Source organism: Ferruginibacter profundus, from assembly GCF_054783275.1.
The window spans coordinates 1,107,885-1,123,473 of sequence record NZ_BAAGQW010000001.1; the positions used below are offsets into that span (position 1 = coordinate 1,107,885).

Annotated in this window: 18 protein-coding genes; 9 read left to right on the forward strand and 9 right to left on the reverse strand. The window is 41.8% G+C overall.

Translation table 11 applies throughout. The annotated features are described in order from the left end of the window. Window positions 1-8: 8 nt before the first annotated feature. Window positions 9-410 carry a BlaI/MecI/CopY family transcriptional regulator gene (locus tag ACYVM0_RS04655; RefSeq protein WP_460553195.1) on the reverse strand — a complete coding sequence of 134 codons (402 nt, stop codon included), beginning with the start codon at window positions 408-410 and terminating at the stop codon, window positions 9-11. A gap of 128 nt (window positions 411-538) precedes the next feature. On the opposite strand from ACYVM0_RS04655, the gene ACYVM0_RS04660 reads away from it, so the two are divergent. The 7 genes from ACYVM0_RS04660 to ACYVM0_RS04690 all read left to right on the forward strand — a co-directional run bounded on the left by ACYVM0_RS04660 (window position 539) and on the right by ACYVM0_RS04690 (window position 5,424). Beyond that, on the forward strand, window positions 539-1,594 hold the full coding sequence (locus ACYVM0_RS04660; protein ID WP_460553198.1) for a nucleoid-associated protein: 1,056 nt from the start codon (window positions 539-541) through the stop codon (window positions 1,592-1,594). 124 nt (window positions 1,595-1,718) lie between these two features. After that, entirely contained in the window at window positions 1,719-2,219 is a 501-nt protein-coding gene (locus tag ACYVM0_RS04665; RefSeq protein ID WP_460553201.1) for a hypothetical protein, read from the forward strand. 150 nt (window positions 2,220-2,369) lie between these two features. Further along, window positions 2,370-2,861, forward strand: coding sequence for a hypothetical protein (locus ACYVM0_RS04670; RefSeq protein WP_460553204.1), 492 nt, complete (start codon window positions 2,370-2,372; stop codon window positions 2,859-2,861). A 31-nt stretch (window positions 2,862-2,892) separates the two neighbouring features. Further along, window positions 2,893-3,279 carry a GerW family sporulation protein gene (locus ACYVM0_RS04675; protein WP_460553207.1) on the forward strand — a complete coding sequence of 129 codons (387 nt, stop codon included), beginning with the start codon at window positions 2,893-2,895 and terminating at the stop codon, window positions 3,277-3,279. 159 nt (window positions 3,280-3,438) lie between these two features. Then, window positions 3,439-4,176: a TMEM175 family protein gene (locus ACYVM0_RS04680; RefSeq protein ID WP_460553211.1), complete on the forward strand. Its 738-nt coding sequence runs from the start codon at window positions 3,439-3,441 to the stop codon at window positions 4,174-4,176. Between the two features lie 79 nt (window positions 4,177-4,255). Continuing rightward, entirely contained in the window at window positions 4,256-5,023 is a 768-nt protein-coding gene (locus ACYVM0_RS04685; protein WP_460553215.1) for a cupin domain-containing protein, read from the forward strand. A gap of 8 nt (window positions 5,024-5,031) precedes the next feature. Further along, window positions 5,032-5,424 carry a hypothetical protein gene (locus tag ACYVM0_RS04690; protein WP_460553218.1) on the forward strand — a complete coding sequence of 131 codons (393 nt, stop codon included), beginning with the start codon at window positions 5,032-5,034 and terminating at the stop codon, window positions 5,422-5,424. A 60-nt stretch (window positions 5,425-5,484) separates the two neighbouring features. On the opposite strand, the gene ACYVM0_RS04695 is transcribed toward ACYVM0_RS04690, so the two are convergent. The 8 genes from ACYVM0_RS04695 to ACYVM0_RS04730 form a co-directional block, all read right to left on the reverse strand. Then, on the reverse strand, window positions 5,485-6,873 hold the full coding sequence (locus ACYVM0_RS04695; protein WP_460553221.1) for a T9SS type A sorting domain-containing protein: 1,389 nt from the start codon (window positions 6,871-6,873) through the stop codon (window positions 5,485-5,487). A gap of 582 nt (window positions 6,874-7,455) precedes the next feature. Next, entirely contained in the window at window positions 7,456-7,947 is a 492-nt protein-coding gene (locus tag ACYVM0_RS04700; RefSeq protein ID WP_460553224.1) for a hypothetical protein, read from the reverse strand. Window positions 7,948-8,440: 493 nt separating this feature from the next. Beyond that, on the reverse strand, window positions 8,441-8,884 hold the full coding sequence (locus ACYVM0_RS04705) for a hypothetical protein (RefSeq protein WP_460553227.1): 444 nt from the start codon (window positions 8,882-8,884) through the stop codon (window positions 8,441-8,443). A 12-nt stretch (window positions 8,885-8,896) separates the two neighbouring features. Then, window positions 8,897-9,727, reverse strand: a complete 831-nt coding sequence (locus tag ACYVM0_RS04710; protein WP_460553230.1) for a helix-turn-helix domain-containing protein — start codon at window positions 9,725-9,727, stop codon at window positions 8,897-8,899. 76 nt (window positions 9,728-9,803) lie between these two features. Beyond that, window positions 9,804-10,799 carry an SDR family NAD(P)-dependent oxidoreductase gene (locus tag ACYVM0_RS04715; protein WP_460553233.1) on the reverse strand — a complete coding sequence of 332 codons (996 nt, stop codon included), beginning with the start codon at window positions 10,797-10,799 and terminating at the stop codon, window positions 9,804-9,806. Window positions 10,800-11,237: 438 nt separating this feature from the next. Further along, the gene (locus tag ACYVM0_RS04720; RefSeq protein ID WP_460553236.1) at window positions 11,238-11,657 is read right to left on the reverse strand and encodes a helix-turn-helix domain-containing protein; all 420 of its coding nucleotides are present in this window, start codon (window positions 11,655-11,657) and stop codon (window positions 11,238-11,240) included. A gap of 160 nt (window positions 11,658-11,817) precedes the next feature. Then, window positions 11,818-12,495 (reverse strand): hypothetical protein, encoded by a 678-nt coding sequence (locus ACYVM0_RS04725; RefSeq protein WP_460553239.1) that lies wholly within the window; start codon window positions 12,493-12,495, stop codon window positions 11,818-11,820. Between the two features lie 84 nt (window positions 12,496-12,579). Then, window positions 12,580-13,233, reverse strand: a complete 654-nt coding sequence (locus ACYVM0_RS04730) for a hypothetical protein (protein WP_460553242.1) — start codon at window positions 13,231-13,233, stop codon at window positions 12,580-12,582. Between the two features lie 546 nt (window positions 13,234-13,779). On the opposite strand from ACYVM0_RS04730, the gene ACYVM0_RS04735 reads away from it, so the two are divergent. After that, window positions 13,780-15,108 (forward strand): hypothetical protein, encoded by a 1,329-nt coding sequence (locus ACYVM0_RS04735; protein WP_460553245.1) that lies wholly within the window; start codon window positions 13,780-13,782, stop codon window positions 15,106-15,108. A gap of 41 nt (window positions 15,109-15,149) precedes the next feature. Then, window positions 15,150-15,581 (forward strand): hypothetical protein, encoded by a 432-nt coding sequence (locus ACYVM0_RS04740; protein ID WP_460553248.1) that lies wholly within the window; start codon window positions 15,150-15,152, stop codon window positions 15,579-15,581. The last annotated feature ends 8 nt before the right edge of the window (window positions 15,582-15,589 follow it).

Consider the following 15,589-nt stretch of genomic DNA (forward strand, 5'->3'; position numbering starts at 1 on the left):
TGGTATAATTATTTATTGCCTTTGTCGAACCTGGCAAGAATATCCTTAATGGCCTGCAATTCTTTTTTAGATGTTTTTTTATTGCCCAGCAATTGCAGCATCAGGCTGCTGGCCGAACCTTCGTACATTGAATCCACAAATTTTTCCAGCAGGGCGCCCTTGGTCTTTTGCTCTTCAATGGCGGCATGGTAAATATGTTTCATGCTGCTTTCATCACGGGTAAGCATTTGCTTTTCCGTCATTATCTGCATCAGTTTTAATGTGGAAGTATATTGTACAGCACGTTTCATTTCGTTCAAGGTATCATTCACAAAACGTACTGTAGACGGGCCATGCTTCCACAATACCTGCAATATTTCCAATTCCGACCGGGTGGGTTCATTTAGTTTATTACTGTTATCCTGTTTCATGATCTAAAGGTAGGAAATATTTCGTACGAACAAATATTTAGGTTGCTTTTTTTGTAAAAGTTTTGTGAAAACAGGGAAATTATAGCAACACCATTAACTTCGCCACAAATTTTAAAAACAACAGCCTGATGATCTCTAATTTTGAAGCAGTATTACAAACACTTTCCATACACCAGACCGGCAATAAACTACTTGACGAAAAATATAAACTGTCGGAACAGCCCCTTGAAATAGACGATGATATTTTAAATAAATTGTTGCAACAATACTTCCTCTCTCCTTTTGAAAAGATAAATGAGGTGTATCGTTTGTGGCATAGCAGCGAAGACCTTAACCTGAATGAAGTATTTCATTTTGCTGAAACAATATTCAACGATCCCGGAACCTTTCATGAAAACAGCCGGCAACTGGCAAAACATTTATACGATGCATCCAATCACCCTAAAATAAAACCAGGTGAATTGTATGTAGCCTATTTTACCAACCTGCAGATAGAAGGCGAATTGCATGATGCCATTGGTATGTTTAAATCGGAAACCAAAGAGCCCTACCTTACCGTACAAAATAAGAATAACAATTTTGAAATGGGCTACCAGCAGGAAGCCATCAACATAAAAAAATTAGATAAGGGCTGTATTATTTTTAATACCGAAAAAGAAGCCGGTTATAAAGTAGCCATCGTTGATGTAACCAACCGCAGCACCGATGCAGCTTATTGGGTAGATGATTTTTTAAAGCTGAAGATCCGTAACGACGGCTTTAATCAAACCACTAATACCTTAAGTGTATACAAAGATTTTGTGACCAAAGAACTGGAAAACTCTTTTGACCTTACCAAAACAGATAAGATAGACCTGCTGAACCGCTCGATGAAATATTTTAAAGAGAATGAAACCTTTAATATGGATGAATTTGCTTACGAAGTGATCAATAACGAAGCAGGTATAGAATCTTTTAAAACTTATAAAGCCAATTACGAACAGGAATACAATACCCCTATCCCCGACTCCTTCGCCATCTCCAATGCAGCCGTAAAAAAACAGGCCCGTACTTTTAAAAGCGTTTTAAAACTGGATAAGAATTTTCACATCTATATCCACGGCGATAAGGAATTAATTGAAAAAGGATTTGATGAAGCAATGAACCTGAATTATTACAAAGTGTATTTCAGGGAGGAGAATTGATGTGTGGTAACAAATACCCTTGATAACAATCAATTGTTTTAATGACAGCCATTATAGTGATGTAAAGTACTGCACCGTATTTTACCTGTAGTAAACTTATTGCTGATCATTTAAAACATTTATCATGAAAACTTTATTGATGCTGATCGCTGCAGTTGCAACGGCTTTTTACGCAAAGCCTGCATATGCACAGCGTAACAATGATAATGTAGTGAAGCAGAATTTTCAATTCATACCTCACTATACCATAACCGCTGCGGCCGGGCATTTAATTGACACTTCGGCAAACAAGGCTGTGTACCTGCAAAAAAGCAGGAACCAGCGTACTGCGGGCTGGATATTGCTGGGCGGTGGTGCATTGATGGCCGTTTCGGGAGGTGTTTTATTCTCCAATAACTTTGAACTTTTCAGCAGCAAAAACGATGATAAAGCCGCAACCGGCGGCGTGCTTTTTTTAACCGGCCTGGGCTGTTCATTGGGCAGCATACCGTTTTTTATAAGTGCAGCACACAATGCCAATAAAGCCGCTACCGTAAGCTTTAACCGGCAGCCAATAGTATTGCCACAGCAAAATAATCTTGTTGTAAAAATGCAGCCGGGTATTTCGGTAAAGATCAGGTTGTAGCATGTTGAACAGTCCCGGTGTTACACTTTATAACTATCCGCAGCATAAAAAATCATTTACTGCCGGCTATTTGCTGCAGCCATAACTACGCTCATCATTATCGTTGAGCACAATCATTGCTTCTGCCTTTTGCAGCATGCAATTTTACAGATGATCATTATAATAATCGTTGCATTGGTATTGCTGCTGTTGTGCTGGTGCCTGTTTGCCACACTTGAGTTATACGCAGACACCAGAACTGCGTTGATCAGTGTAAGGTGGATCAGTATTGGCAAAGTGATGTTGCAGTATGAAGATAATGCCTGGTGGTTCAGGTTACAAATATTGTGCTTTAAAAAACAATGGCTGCTGCAACAACTTTTTTCCCGAAGCAGCAAAAAGAAAAAACCGGCAGCAGTAAAAACAAAAAAAGCAAAAGCCATTCCATGGCCCAGGCTGCTTAAAATAATTCAAACATTCAGGGTGATACAATGCAGGATTGTTATTGATACCGGCAACTATCCCCTTAATGCACAATTATACCCGTTGAATTTTCTTCCCCCGGTTAGTAAATATGTAACCGTGAATTTTAAAGATGAAAACTATGCCGTTATCATCACCAGAAATACGCTATGGCGAATACTATATGCATGGATAAAATAAGATCATTTTTATAACCTTTAAACTCAATTTTATGTCAGTTAATCTTGAAGAAACCGTAAAACAACTTACTGATTTTTTTAAATCAGAAATGAAAACAGAAACTGTAATGGGGCAACCTTTTCAACTGGGAGAATTTACCTGCGTACCGGTAATTAAATTTGGTATGGGCCTGGGTTATGGTGGCGGCGAAGGCCATGGAGATATGGCCGGTAAAGGCAAGGGCGAAGGTGGTGGCTCCGGTGCCGGCGGCGGTATGGGTGTGGCGCCAATGGGTTTCCTGGCTACCCGTGGCAGCCAGATCTCATTTATTCCTGCTACAACCAGCAAAGGCTTAAGTGCCGCTTTTGAAAAAGTGCCTGAACTATTGGAAAAATTCCTGGATAAGAAAAAACAACCCGTAGCAGAACCTGTTGCTTAAACAACAGTTTTACATGAGCCGTAAAATTTACGGCTCATGTATTTAACAGCCTAATTACTGTACCAAAACAGGCAGCGATAACGAGTATACTTTCAATGGCTGACGAATATCATTTTACTGTATTGTACCCTGCTTTATTTTTCGCCCCAAAAAAAATAAATGCTCCGTAAAAAAATCACCAGCCTTTATGGCAATAAAAAATTTCATCACAGGGGAAAAGAAATACTCAGGATAGAAGCATTAAGCGATGCCGTTTTTGCCTTCTCTGTTTCGTTGCTGGTGGCTTCGCTTGAAGTACCCCAGACCTTTGAAGAATTATTACTGATCGTGAAAGGGGCATTGCCTTTTTTTGCTACAGTAGCAGTGCTTTTTTTATTGTGGTACCAGCAATACCTTTTTTTTCGCTATTATGGGTTACACGATGTTATTACCATTGTGCTTAATCTTGCCTACCTGGCGCTCATCCTGTTTTATGTATACCCTTTAAAATTCCTGTTTGCCGTTTTACTCAGTTCCTGGACGGGCATCAATTTATTTCCCAAAGCTGCTGAAAAAGGTTTGATGGTACTTTCCAATCATGATTTTCCTTACCTGATCATTTTATTTGGTGCAGGTTATTTTTGTATCTGGATGCTTATCTTTTTGTTTTACAGCAGGGCTTTATTCTGCGCCGGAAAATTGCAGCTGAATAATTACGAACTACTGTTTACACAAAAAGAAAGAAGAGGTGCCTGGTGGAATGCCCTGGTGGCCATAGCCAGTATGCTGCTGGCCTTTTCAGGCGCCCCCGTTTTATCAGGCTGCTGTTATCTATCTATCCCGTTGCTGCTGTTGATCAACCGGCAAAAATTCAACAGGCAGGTAAAAAAACTGCAGCATGTAAAACGGGTAGAATGATATCGCCGGGCATTTTGCTGATGGCAAACTATCGCTGTTAAATTATTACCTTTAGTTAAAGAATAATAAATTATAACCGTTGAAACATTTTATCCTGCTATCTGCAATTTTCTTTTGCTGCAACGCCCTGGCACAACTGCAACCCATTGGCTCCGGTGTATATCACTGGAATGAGTTGCAGGTAAAAAAAGACAGCCTCAGGGAGAGCCGTAAAATATTGCAGGGCACCACAGCCGAATTGGAGTACTTCAGCATACATGCCACCACACAATTTAAAGGTGCTGCGGCCAGGCCTGCCCATACACAAAAAGATATTGAAGAGCTGATCATTATAAAAGAAGGCACCATGAAATGTACCATTGCCAATACAACCGCTGTATTGGGCAAAGGCAGTGTTATCCTGATTCCGCCGCTGGAAGCACAGCAACTGGAAAACATTGGCAAAGGCCCGCTCACCTATTATGTGTTGCAGTTCCGCAGTAAAAAAATGAATATGGAAAGAAGCACATTGGCCGGCGGTGCCCTGCTGCTTAATTATGATTCTTTAAAGTATACCGAAGCCAATAACAAAGGCACCCGTAAATTTTTTGACCGCCCCACTGCCATGTGCGATAATTACGAAATGCATATCACTTACCTTAAACAAAAAGGGCCCAGCCATGCACCGCACCGGCATGTGGATACCGAAATTATCCTGGTAATTGAAGGCGAAGCTGAAATGACCATTGATGGAAAAAATTATTCCGGCACTGCCGGCGACATATTTATTGCAGCAAGTGGTACCCTGCATGGCGTAGGCAATGCCAGCGAAAAACCCTGCAGCTATTATGCTTTTAAATGGAGATAAGAAATCTTATGTACAAACTATTTACCCTGTCTTTATGTTTTTTAGTATTGCTTAGCAGCTGCGGAGGTATTTTTGATGCCACGGGCCGGGGTGCCAAAGACAAAAGGGTTTATTATGATGTAAAAAACAATACCATTACCTGCACATATAAAACCCCCATTGGCAGCGTGTACATACGGCAAAGAAAAAATGATTCTACTTTAACCTATGCAGCAGTACCTATAGATTCAGCCACTCATGTTGTAACGCTTCCATTATCTAAAGATTCCCTTGCCCTATACAATTCCTATATCTGGATACATTTACAGGATGCACATTGGCGTTCCATCTTTCATATTGATATTACAAAAGAACTGCTGCAGCAGAAACAGAAGATATTTTCCAGGTATACCGATCATTAATAACCTGTTGCAAGACCTCCCGTTTTCAGCAGCGCTTCCCCGGTGACATATTATGCGCAATTATTGCTTTACCACTTTAAACGTATTGGTATCTGCAGCAGTTTTTACTGTAACTATATAACTGCCCTGCGGCAAAAATTGTATGTTGATTTTCTGCAGCAATAAGCCATTACCTGTGGTTTCATACAACTGCCGCCCGTTAATATCAGTTACCACTATACGAAGTATTTTTTCCGGGGCAGAAATATTCAGTACATCCGTTACCGGGTTGGGATATGCCTGCAGCTGCCTGCTGTTATCTTTCTGTACCAAAAGAATAGTACTGCTGTAGGTAAAGCTGCCATCACGGTCTTCCATCTTTAAACGATAATAACTGCGTGGCAGCAAAGGGCCCGGCACACCAAATATATAATCTGCGGCACCTGTAGCCCTTACAGAATCTATGGCTGTAAAAGAGCGGCCGTCAGTACTTGTTTCCACGATGTATTCAAACAGGTCGTTCTCGCCTTTATTGCGCCACTCCAGCACATTGCAGGAAGCTGTGGTGCTGCCGCTGAAACTAAGCTGGTTTACAGCCAGCACTCCCAACGAAAATACAGGATTGGCTCCCGGGAAATAAGTACCGCCGATATTCAGGTCATACGTGGTAGCCAGTGTAGTGGTGTACGTCCAGTTAAAGCGGTTGGCAATAGCGGCCAATAAACTTGCTTTATTGCCCGTTCTGATGCCACTGTAAACAAAGTTATTGGCAAAATAGCCGCCGGCATTGTTGGTAAAAGCCACTGCTGTAGCCGCAACGGTGCCATCTAATGCGGTATTGTTGGTAAGTCCCGTGGGCAGGTCGCTATCCCTTGCAGAAGTGGAAGCAATCTGCCAGTTTCCTGCGGCGGTAGCAGTGCTGCCGCTGCTGTTAAAGCCATACACAAAATTAGAGGGGGTAATATCATTACCCTGGTAAATGATCACCTGGTCGCCAACATTGGCATACGCACCCAGGGATGAAGTGGCCGTCCACCCGGCGGTAATTGCAGGTGTACCATAGGTAGTAGGGCTGATAGTTAAAGCAGGTGTGGTACCGGCAGTAACCGTAATTTTAAACACGGTGCCCGGAGGAATAATGGCGGTTGTTGTCCAGCTCATTACACCATCACCGGTACTGGTGGTTAGCAAGGCCGAGCCATTCCATCCCCTGTCGGTAATTTTTACCGTTGTACCTGCCGGTATACTGGCCAGGGCAAGAATATCAAATTCGTCTGGCCCTAAGGGTGATGTAACGGAAGTATTGAAAGAAGTATTTAAACCAATCACGGCAAAATCTCCTGTATTAAGCGTTTGCGCCTGTACCGTGCCGGCACTTAAAAAAAATATGGTGGAAAAAAGAATGCTGCAGGCAAATACGGTAACAGACTTATGCCGGCGCATAGCGGTTTTGGGTAAAAAGGGATACATACATATTGGATTTGAATTCAAAATTATACCAAACAATGTATTTGTTTACACACCATAACTGTTTTTACAAAGGCTACTATGCTATTTTAGAATGAATTCTACAACTGCTGTAGTGGATGATTTTTTGTGTGCATAAAAGATAGAAGCGCAATAATGAAGCGTGAACCTAATAGCAATAAACTTTTTATAGTAGCAGTATTCACTGTTGGTTATAACCAGCCGTACACCGGTACTCCTTCGGGAGGGTTGAAAAAATCTTCCTTTGGTGATTAGTGGCAGCGGGCTTCGGAATATTTGTTGGTACGCCTGCGCAAAAGGCTACACGGCATACCAGCAAAGGCCAGAGGTACTCCTTCGGGAGCGTTGAAAAAAATCTTGCTTTGGTGATTAGTGGCAGCGGGCTTCGGAATGTTTGTTGGTACGCCTGCGCACAAGGCTACACGGTATACCAACAAAGGCCAGACGGTGGCGAAGAACGAAGCGGCGAAAAAATCACTTATAGCAGCAGGCGGTACCGGAAAGCACATAAAAAAAATGGTTCGTACACACGAACCATCTTTTTATTACTTAGGAACAAATAGCTTATTGTTTAGGTTCCGGGGCTGTAGTGGTGCTTGCCCAGGCAGATAAGGCCAGCCCGGTTTTGCCGCCGGATGAATTCAACAGTAAATGACGATCCGTGGTCATTTCGTTGCCCACCATACCATGCAGTTTATGCGTATGTGTTGCATACTCCCCGTTTTTAAAACTTGCGAAATTTGTTTCGGCAGCACTGATACTGTTTTTTAATGTACCCATGTTATTGTTTAATCCAACAACCGTAAGTTTTAGGGCGGCATTATCTTTTTGCACTTCGGTAAATTTTCCCGACAATATTGTTACGGTGGATTTTAATTCTTCCAGTTGCTTTTTCAGTTCGGCATTTTGTTCTTCCAGCTTTTTTATACGTTCTGTTTCCGCATCAGCAACAGACATATTGCCCGTTTTGATGACTACAGGTTTTGGAGGTGTTTGTGCTGACAATATTCCTGTAAAAACAAACAAAAGCATACCTACCGATACAAAGTATTTCATACATAAATTTTAAGGTTAGGCTTCAAGATATGGTTATTATTGAATATAACCCTAAAATGTATAGGCGCAGCACCACGCTTAAGCTAAAAAGTTCCTGATATTTATCGTTTATGCTGATCGGTTTGCTTTACAATACCAGCTGCAACAAAGGGATCTGTACTTTTCAAATTACTGCACTTTACTTTTATGGTAGCGATATATGCCATTGGTTGAACCCACGGAACGATCCATGTACTCCTTCGGGAGCGCTGAAAAAATCTTCCTTTGGTGATTAGTGGCAGCGGGCTCCGGAATGTTTGTTGGTACGCCTGCGCACAAGGCTACACGGCATACCAAAAAAGGCCAGAGGTACTCCTTCGGGAGCGCTGAAAAAATCTTCCTTTGGTGATTAGTGGCAGCGGGCTTCGGAATGTTTGTTGGTACGCCTGCGCACAAGGCTACACGGCATACCACCAAAGGCCATACAGCGGCGAAGACCGAAGCGGCGAAAAAATCACTGCCCCGCCCCCAGCTTTTTTATAGTTTCATCAAGATAAGGCACAATAGCAGTATTTTTTAAATAGCATAAACGGGTAACATTGTTTTTTATATGTACTGCCCAGCTGGAATCAGGCCCGATCTTTTCAAAATTATTTTTTACTGAAGTAAGTGTATGCAAAAATTCTTTTTTACTATTTTCATTGATATACCTGACCGCCGTTAATTTACTTAACAGGTCCCTGTTTTTTTCCTCCAGCAATTCCTGCAAAAGACGGTTGCACTCCTGCTCTCCTTTTACTTTTTTTACAAATAGTAAATTATCGTAGGAATCATCTTTATCTGCTTCAAACACATAGGCAAAACTTCCTTTGGTATATAAACCGATATAATCCCGGAATACGAAATAACCAATGCCCGTTAACAGGCCGGTGATAAAAATAATTTTCAGGTATTTCATTATACAGGTGTTTTATTGCGCTTCATTAACAGTACCCCGCCGCCCCGTTAATACCGAAGGTGAATATCCATATTGCTTTTTAAAAGCGAAAGAAAAATGCGACATGTTTTCAAAGCCTACTTCGTAACAAACATCAATGGGTTTCTTTTTCTTTTCCACAAGATGATAATGCGCCAGCTCCAAACGTTTTTGTGTAAGCCACCTTTGCGGCGTGGTATTAAAAGCTTTACTGAAATCCCGTTTAAACGTGGTAAGGCTGCGGCCGGTTAAGTAACCAAATTTTTCCAATGGCAGGTTAAACATAAAGTTCTTTTCCATATAGCTTACCAGGTCAATTTTTCCGGGTATTTCAAAGTTGGCCAGTACATTATCAATGCTGTTATCAATTGACCTTAAAATGCTGATGGCTTCGGTTATTTTAAGCGCTGCAATATTTTCCGGGATATCCTGCATGTTAAAATAAGGTATCAGCGATGCCAGGCAACTTTCCAGTAAAGGATGATTGCTGTACCGCAGTATTTTTTGCGTAGCAGCAATTTTCGGTTGTACGTTAAGGTGAGTATAAAATTCCTGCAGCCTGGTGGCCGACAAATGCATCACCACCGTTTTATGCGGCTGCCCGTTTTTAGGATAATTAATAATGGTGGCCAGCTGGTTACGGGGAATTAAAAATATATCGCCCTGCTTAAAATAATAGGTAGCATCTGCCTGCACAATTTTTGTTTCGCCTGAAATGAACCAGATAAGCATGTGATGATCGAACAGGATATCCGATTTAAAAAACTTATCATCGTAGCAGGATAGTTTTATATCCGGCGTAATGTATTTCGCTTTATACTCCATGCGTTTGTTTTTTGTTCCTTTTTAAAAAAGAAATCAATACTGCAAAAATAGAAACTATCATACAGTTTATTTTATATTAACCCACATTGAATTGCAGTCCTGTCATGGCTTCGCTCATTGCCCACAACTGCTTTGCTTTAGTTTCATCCAGCGAATACAATTTTACGCCATTGGTTACGGTTACATCATCAGCCGGTACAGCAATATCAGCATCTTCGCAATACACACCTCCAATAGTATCCAGCAGCGGGCTGGTAGCACACCAAACGGTGGTGGCAGCGCCCTGTGCAATTGTTTTTAATGATGCGGCTACTTCCGGCAGCATATTGCCATCGGCATCATAAAATCCCATTTGCTGAAATAGTGCAACCGGTGCTTCCCTGCTTAATTCGGTGCCGTTGATAGAACCGGGATGTAACGAATACGCTCTTACCTGAAATGCCTTGCCACGGTTATCTAGTTCCAATGCAAATAAATTGGCGGCGGTTTTAGATTGGCCATAGGCCTGCAGCGTTTCGTACTCCCGCTGTAAAAAATTGGGATCATCAAAGTTAAAAGGTGCAAACTGGTGCCCCTGGGATGATACATTCACCACTCTTGCCCCGCCCGCTTTTTTCAACGCCGTCCATAACCTTGCGGTAAGCTGAAAGGCGGCTAAATAATTGGTGGCCAGCTGCGATTCTATGCCACGGCTATCCCTGCGCAAAGGCACCCACATAATGCCGGCATTGTTGATGAGTAAATGCAGCGGCCTGCCCGATGCCAGGAATAGATTGGCAAATGCATCTATCGAATCGGGGTCCATCATATCCATGGCTGCTATTTCTATATTAGCAATACCCTGCAGATTTTTTCGGGCCTTCTCCATATCTCTTGCCGGCACTATTACGGTGGCGCCTGCGGCGGCAAGTGTTTTAGTAGTTTCCAAACCAATGCCGGTGTTGCCGCCGGTTACAATAGCGATCTTGCCGGTAAGGTTAATGCCTTTGATAACGTCGGTTGCTGTTGAGGCAGCATTAAAGCCCGAGCCTGTGGGTTGCTGTAATGCGCCCTGGTAATTGTTTTGTTCCATTGTATATTTTTTAATTGTTTTTAACGGAACAAAAGTAGAACGGATGTTTTGTGGTGGTTTTGTTTAAACGGCCGAATATGGTTTGTTTAAAAGGCCGGTTTGCCGGTGATGATCAGGCATAGCTGCAGAACGGGCTTTGGGGTGCTTGCCGGTACACCTGTGCATAAGGCTATGCGGCATACCAGCAAAGGCTTGTGGTACCCGTATGCAATGGTACTGGTATACCTAAGCAATGGTTAGTATGGTGGGGTGCAATGAGGAGCGAAGGATGCATAAGTGCTAAGCGAAGGATACTGCACGCTGCAGCGAAGGATGGCGAAGGATGAATGCAGGCGGTGCGGCATTACCGGCGGATGTACCGCAGCCAGTGCAGCTGTATAGTTTATACCGGGTGCTGTGCATATGGCGGAGTAATTAAAATGTGCTGTTGCTGCAATATTATTTTTCCTGCGCTGCTATTATTTTTTCCAGCTTGGCCATCATCTCGTCTTTTTCTTTCAGCATGCGCTCGTATAAGGCTATTTTTTCTTCGTGGAGTTGAACTAATTTATCAACGGGATTAAAATTCATGGTGCCGTTGTTGAAAGAATTACTAAAGGCATTATCACCAAATGTATTTGCAATCACATTCACAGCCTGTTCCTCATCAAAATTCTGAAAAGCTTCCACCGGTATTTTCAACACGGCAGCAACCTGTTGCAGTATACCCGGTTCAATGGTCTCCTTCTGTTCCAGCAAGGAAATCTTTTTCTGGTTCCAGTCTTCGCCCAGTTCCTGTGCCATGGCTTCCTGCTTAATGCCCAGCATTTCTCTAAAGCGTTTTATGTTGTGGCCTTCGTGTATTTTTTTATCTGTCATAGTCATATTTGTCAGATGTTAAATGTACTGTTTTAGTTGCGTTATTGCAATATAAAAATAGGGAAAAATAAGATTGAATGGAGGTAGTTGCAGCGAATGCGGTACTAACGGGTGGGGTTAATTGGTTTGGCGTGTTTACGCAATTGGCAGCTGCTATTTTTTATTTTTTGTGTGGCACATTAGCCAGCCTGTAAAAATTATGGCCGGCATAGTACATTAAACCTAAACCCGCCGGCATAATATCTAAAGCCGTTGCTTCTGCCTCAGTCAATGGAATGCTGGTGAGCAAGCCGGGAATATCAACTTTATAAACCGGTTCATTTATTCCGTAGTGCTGAAAGGTTATAAAGTTTTCAAATACTCTTACAGCATCTCCTTTTACCGCTATATATTTTGCGTTATTATTTTCAATGGTGTGAATATAAAAATAATTATGGTCGCCCTCGTAGATACAAAACAATGCATCTTTTATCCATACAAAAGTATAAAAGTAGTAGCCGTCAAAATCCGGCGCCCCATACAACGCAAAAGAAGCTGCTGCACCGGTTACGGTATTGCAGGTTATTATGGCAAAGTTATTGGCATTACTATCGTGTTCTATCCAGGCTATTACTGCTGCATTTTCTTTTATTAATGCGGTATCAATTTCTTTCAGGATATTTTTGTTACAATGTATGCTGATATTGGTTTCGCCATAGTCAAACGCTGCCAGGCATGTTGCCGTTTTGTTACGATAATAGGTTTCAATATGTTTTAAGGCGGTTTGCATGGTCAGGTAAAAATCCGGTAACCGGTTGTTGTTTATTGTTGTTTTTTTAAGGTTGCTGTTGTGTATCATCGTTGGCTTTTACAAATAGTAGTCAATCCTACCTTCTTTTGTTTTGGTAAAGCTGGAGCGGTGTTAATCACATTGGCGGAAGCTTTAATTTCCAACCCCGCTTGCAGGAATGTTGGCAGCAGTTATTTCATTCCTGATATTGTCAGACAGCACGACTCCGCAATTGCTTTTGGTTGCCATAACCGCAATAAACTTGTTTAAATCGTCCTGAACAAAATCTTCCTGCTTAATTTTTATTTTCTTTGACTTTGCAAATACAGCCGTATAAACTTCGTTAAACCCGTCAAAACTTATGCTCTTTAAATTTTCCAGATTATAGCTTTTCAGGAACAGGTCATTAACTACCAGCTTGTTTTTATCAATTAATAATGTAGCCCTGGTTTTACCGTTTACTATTACATATTGAATTATCATAGAGAGCATATTAATGAATATAATCATCACTAAATATTTTGTATTAAACCATTTGAATAAAAGGTTAAAACCTGCAAACACTACAATCATTAAAGGAATTACTATCAGCAGATCTTTTAAAGTGAAGGCAGAGGGCTGTTTAATGAGCACTGCTTCGTTCGGAATTGTCCTGTTGTAAAGAATATACTCCGTAATTATTAATATAATTTGAATGGCTATAAAAATAATTGCATAATAAAATTGAAAATTTTTTAAGTCAACAATTACAGCAGCCAAAAGCCCTGCAAAATAAATAGTATTGGTGATGATTTTTGTTGTTGTCATGACAGATATGACTTCTTATAGAGCGGTCACTTAATTGGCGCTGCTGAATAATTTGCCTGGTTGAAGTTAAGCACTAAAGCTGAAAGTTGCTGTGTGGTGCCGGAATCACAAAAACATTATCTGTTGCCGTGGTAACAATTTATGTTTGGCGCATGGGTGGTTGTTAGAATAGAAATTGTAGTTAACTACAGCTGCAAATTAAACATTAAACTGCTAAGTTTGGCTGCATGTGAGTTAGCTGCTTAGCACTTTTTTGCTTGCAGTGTACGCCGTTGGTTAAAACCCAGACGGCGGCGAAGATTTATGCGGATATTACCCCACGGCGGCGGAGAGATCAAATCTTTGTCTTATATACGAATCATTTCAATTTCAATTTCCATCTATCTCATCTGCATGCTTCAAAGCCTTAATATCTTGGCGATGTCATTTTCCCCCTACTACTTTTTTCACACTCTCCCCCAACTCCACCCGCCTTACATTACAGCATCTTTTTTGCTTTGCGTTAAAAAGCATTTACCCATCATTAATAACCTTAAAAACTGATTGATGAAGACAGTATGTACCACCGCAGCCATAAGCCTGTGCCTGCTTTTTACCTGCACCATACAGGCGCAGGAGTATAAAACCCTGGCCACCATTACCAATGCCTTTGCCGACCGTAAGGACGAATGGAAGGAAGCGAAAAAAATGGATTTTGGGGTAACTGCACCCAAGGGAGTTTCTATTTCGCTGGGCGGGGATGGGCTGGCCGTTAATAATACCAAAAACGATAAGCGCCTGTGGATAGGCAACCCCACCAATAAAAAGTACGAGCAGGAATGCTGGCAGTATGCCAATGGCAGGCTGAGTGTAACTATTAAGCAGGTGGCGGGTGATGCCACTATGTACAGCGGCCTGCAAACCACCAGGCGTTCGGATATTTCTACCGTACGCTCCAACTGGGGCAAAACCATTGATGGTAAAATGGATTACCGCGACCGCAGCTTTACGTTTTTAATTAACGGCAATGGCGATGTAAAGATCATCGCTGCCCGGGTAAAACCTGATGATGCAGAAGAAACCTTGTTTACGGCTGCTGCCGCCAAAGGCTTTGTGGCTGCAGGCAGCAATACCATCAGCATAGAGAAAAAAACACTTACCTGGAATTTTTACCTGAACAATAGCCTGCTGTTTACTACTACAGATAATTCTTACGGCGGCTTTTCTACTATCGATTATGCGGCGGCGCCGGGCAATAAAATAAATTTTGATGCCATTGCCATGCTGTATTACGATAACCCGTATGCGCCGTACGCCAGGCTTACCAGCGATATTACCACTTACCTGGATAATGAATGTGGTTTTAAGATACTGGAAGGCAATATTGAAAACCTTTGCCCCACAGCAGAATTTAATAACGGTACCGTACGCTATGTATCGTTGTATTGCGAAAAGCAGGTAAAAGATTACAGTTATTCCATACTCTTTTATAAAAAAGGGCAAAAGGCCAATGACCCGCTGGCCGATTTTTTGGATAATTACCTTAAAGATCTCTACGGTACCGGATACAATGCCGAAGCATTAAAAGCCAAAAAAGCCGTTACCGAAAAAGGCAACGAACTGCAACTGGTAGAACAGATAAAGGCCGGCTTTGTTTCCATTAATACAACAGCCACCGGCATAACGTACTCCGAAGTAAAAGACCTTACCGCAGGTGATATTGCAGGCCGGTGTTTTGATATCAGTTTTACATTGAACGGCGCAGCAAGAACAGAGCGCAAGTTTTTTGGTTATTTACCCAAAGGAATGATACTGGTTCAATTTGATGCACCGGCCGGTGCCTTAGATAATAATGCCGAGTACAAGGCAACGGTAAAGAACATTTTCAGTTTATAATTACTACAAAAAATTATTCTCCTAATCTTACAACAACAATTATGAAAAAGTATATACTGCTATTTATGCTGTGCCTTGGTTGCCTGCTGCAGGCCAATGCCCAAAAAGTGTTCACCTCTTTAAATGGTGAATTTGACAGTGATGGCGCTTATGATAAATGGACGGCATGGAAACAGGGCGAATTTCCCAATGGAACCAAGATAGAATGCCGGGCCATGTTATCGGCTTCAAAAAAAGGCTGCAAGATAACGGTGGAAACAAAGAATGTTTCGGCTGATAAAATAAAAGTGCTGGTGGTGTTTACTTATAACATTCCTAATGTAACCACCGAAATGACGGGCTTTGAAAAGGAGTCCATTGCAGCCGGGGCCACAGTAAGTACCAGTTATACGGCCAGCTACTGCGGCGGCAAGGGCAACGATTATGCCGCCTGTTACAGCTGCGGCCATGTGTTTAAAATATTTTTAAAATAGCTTCCTGA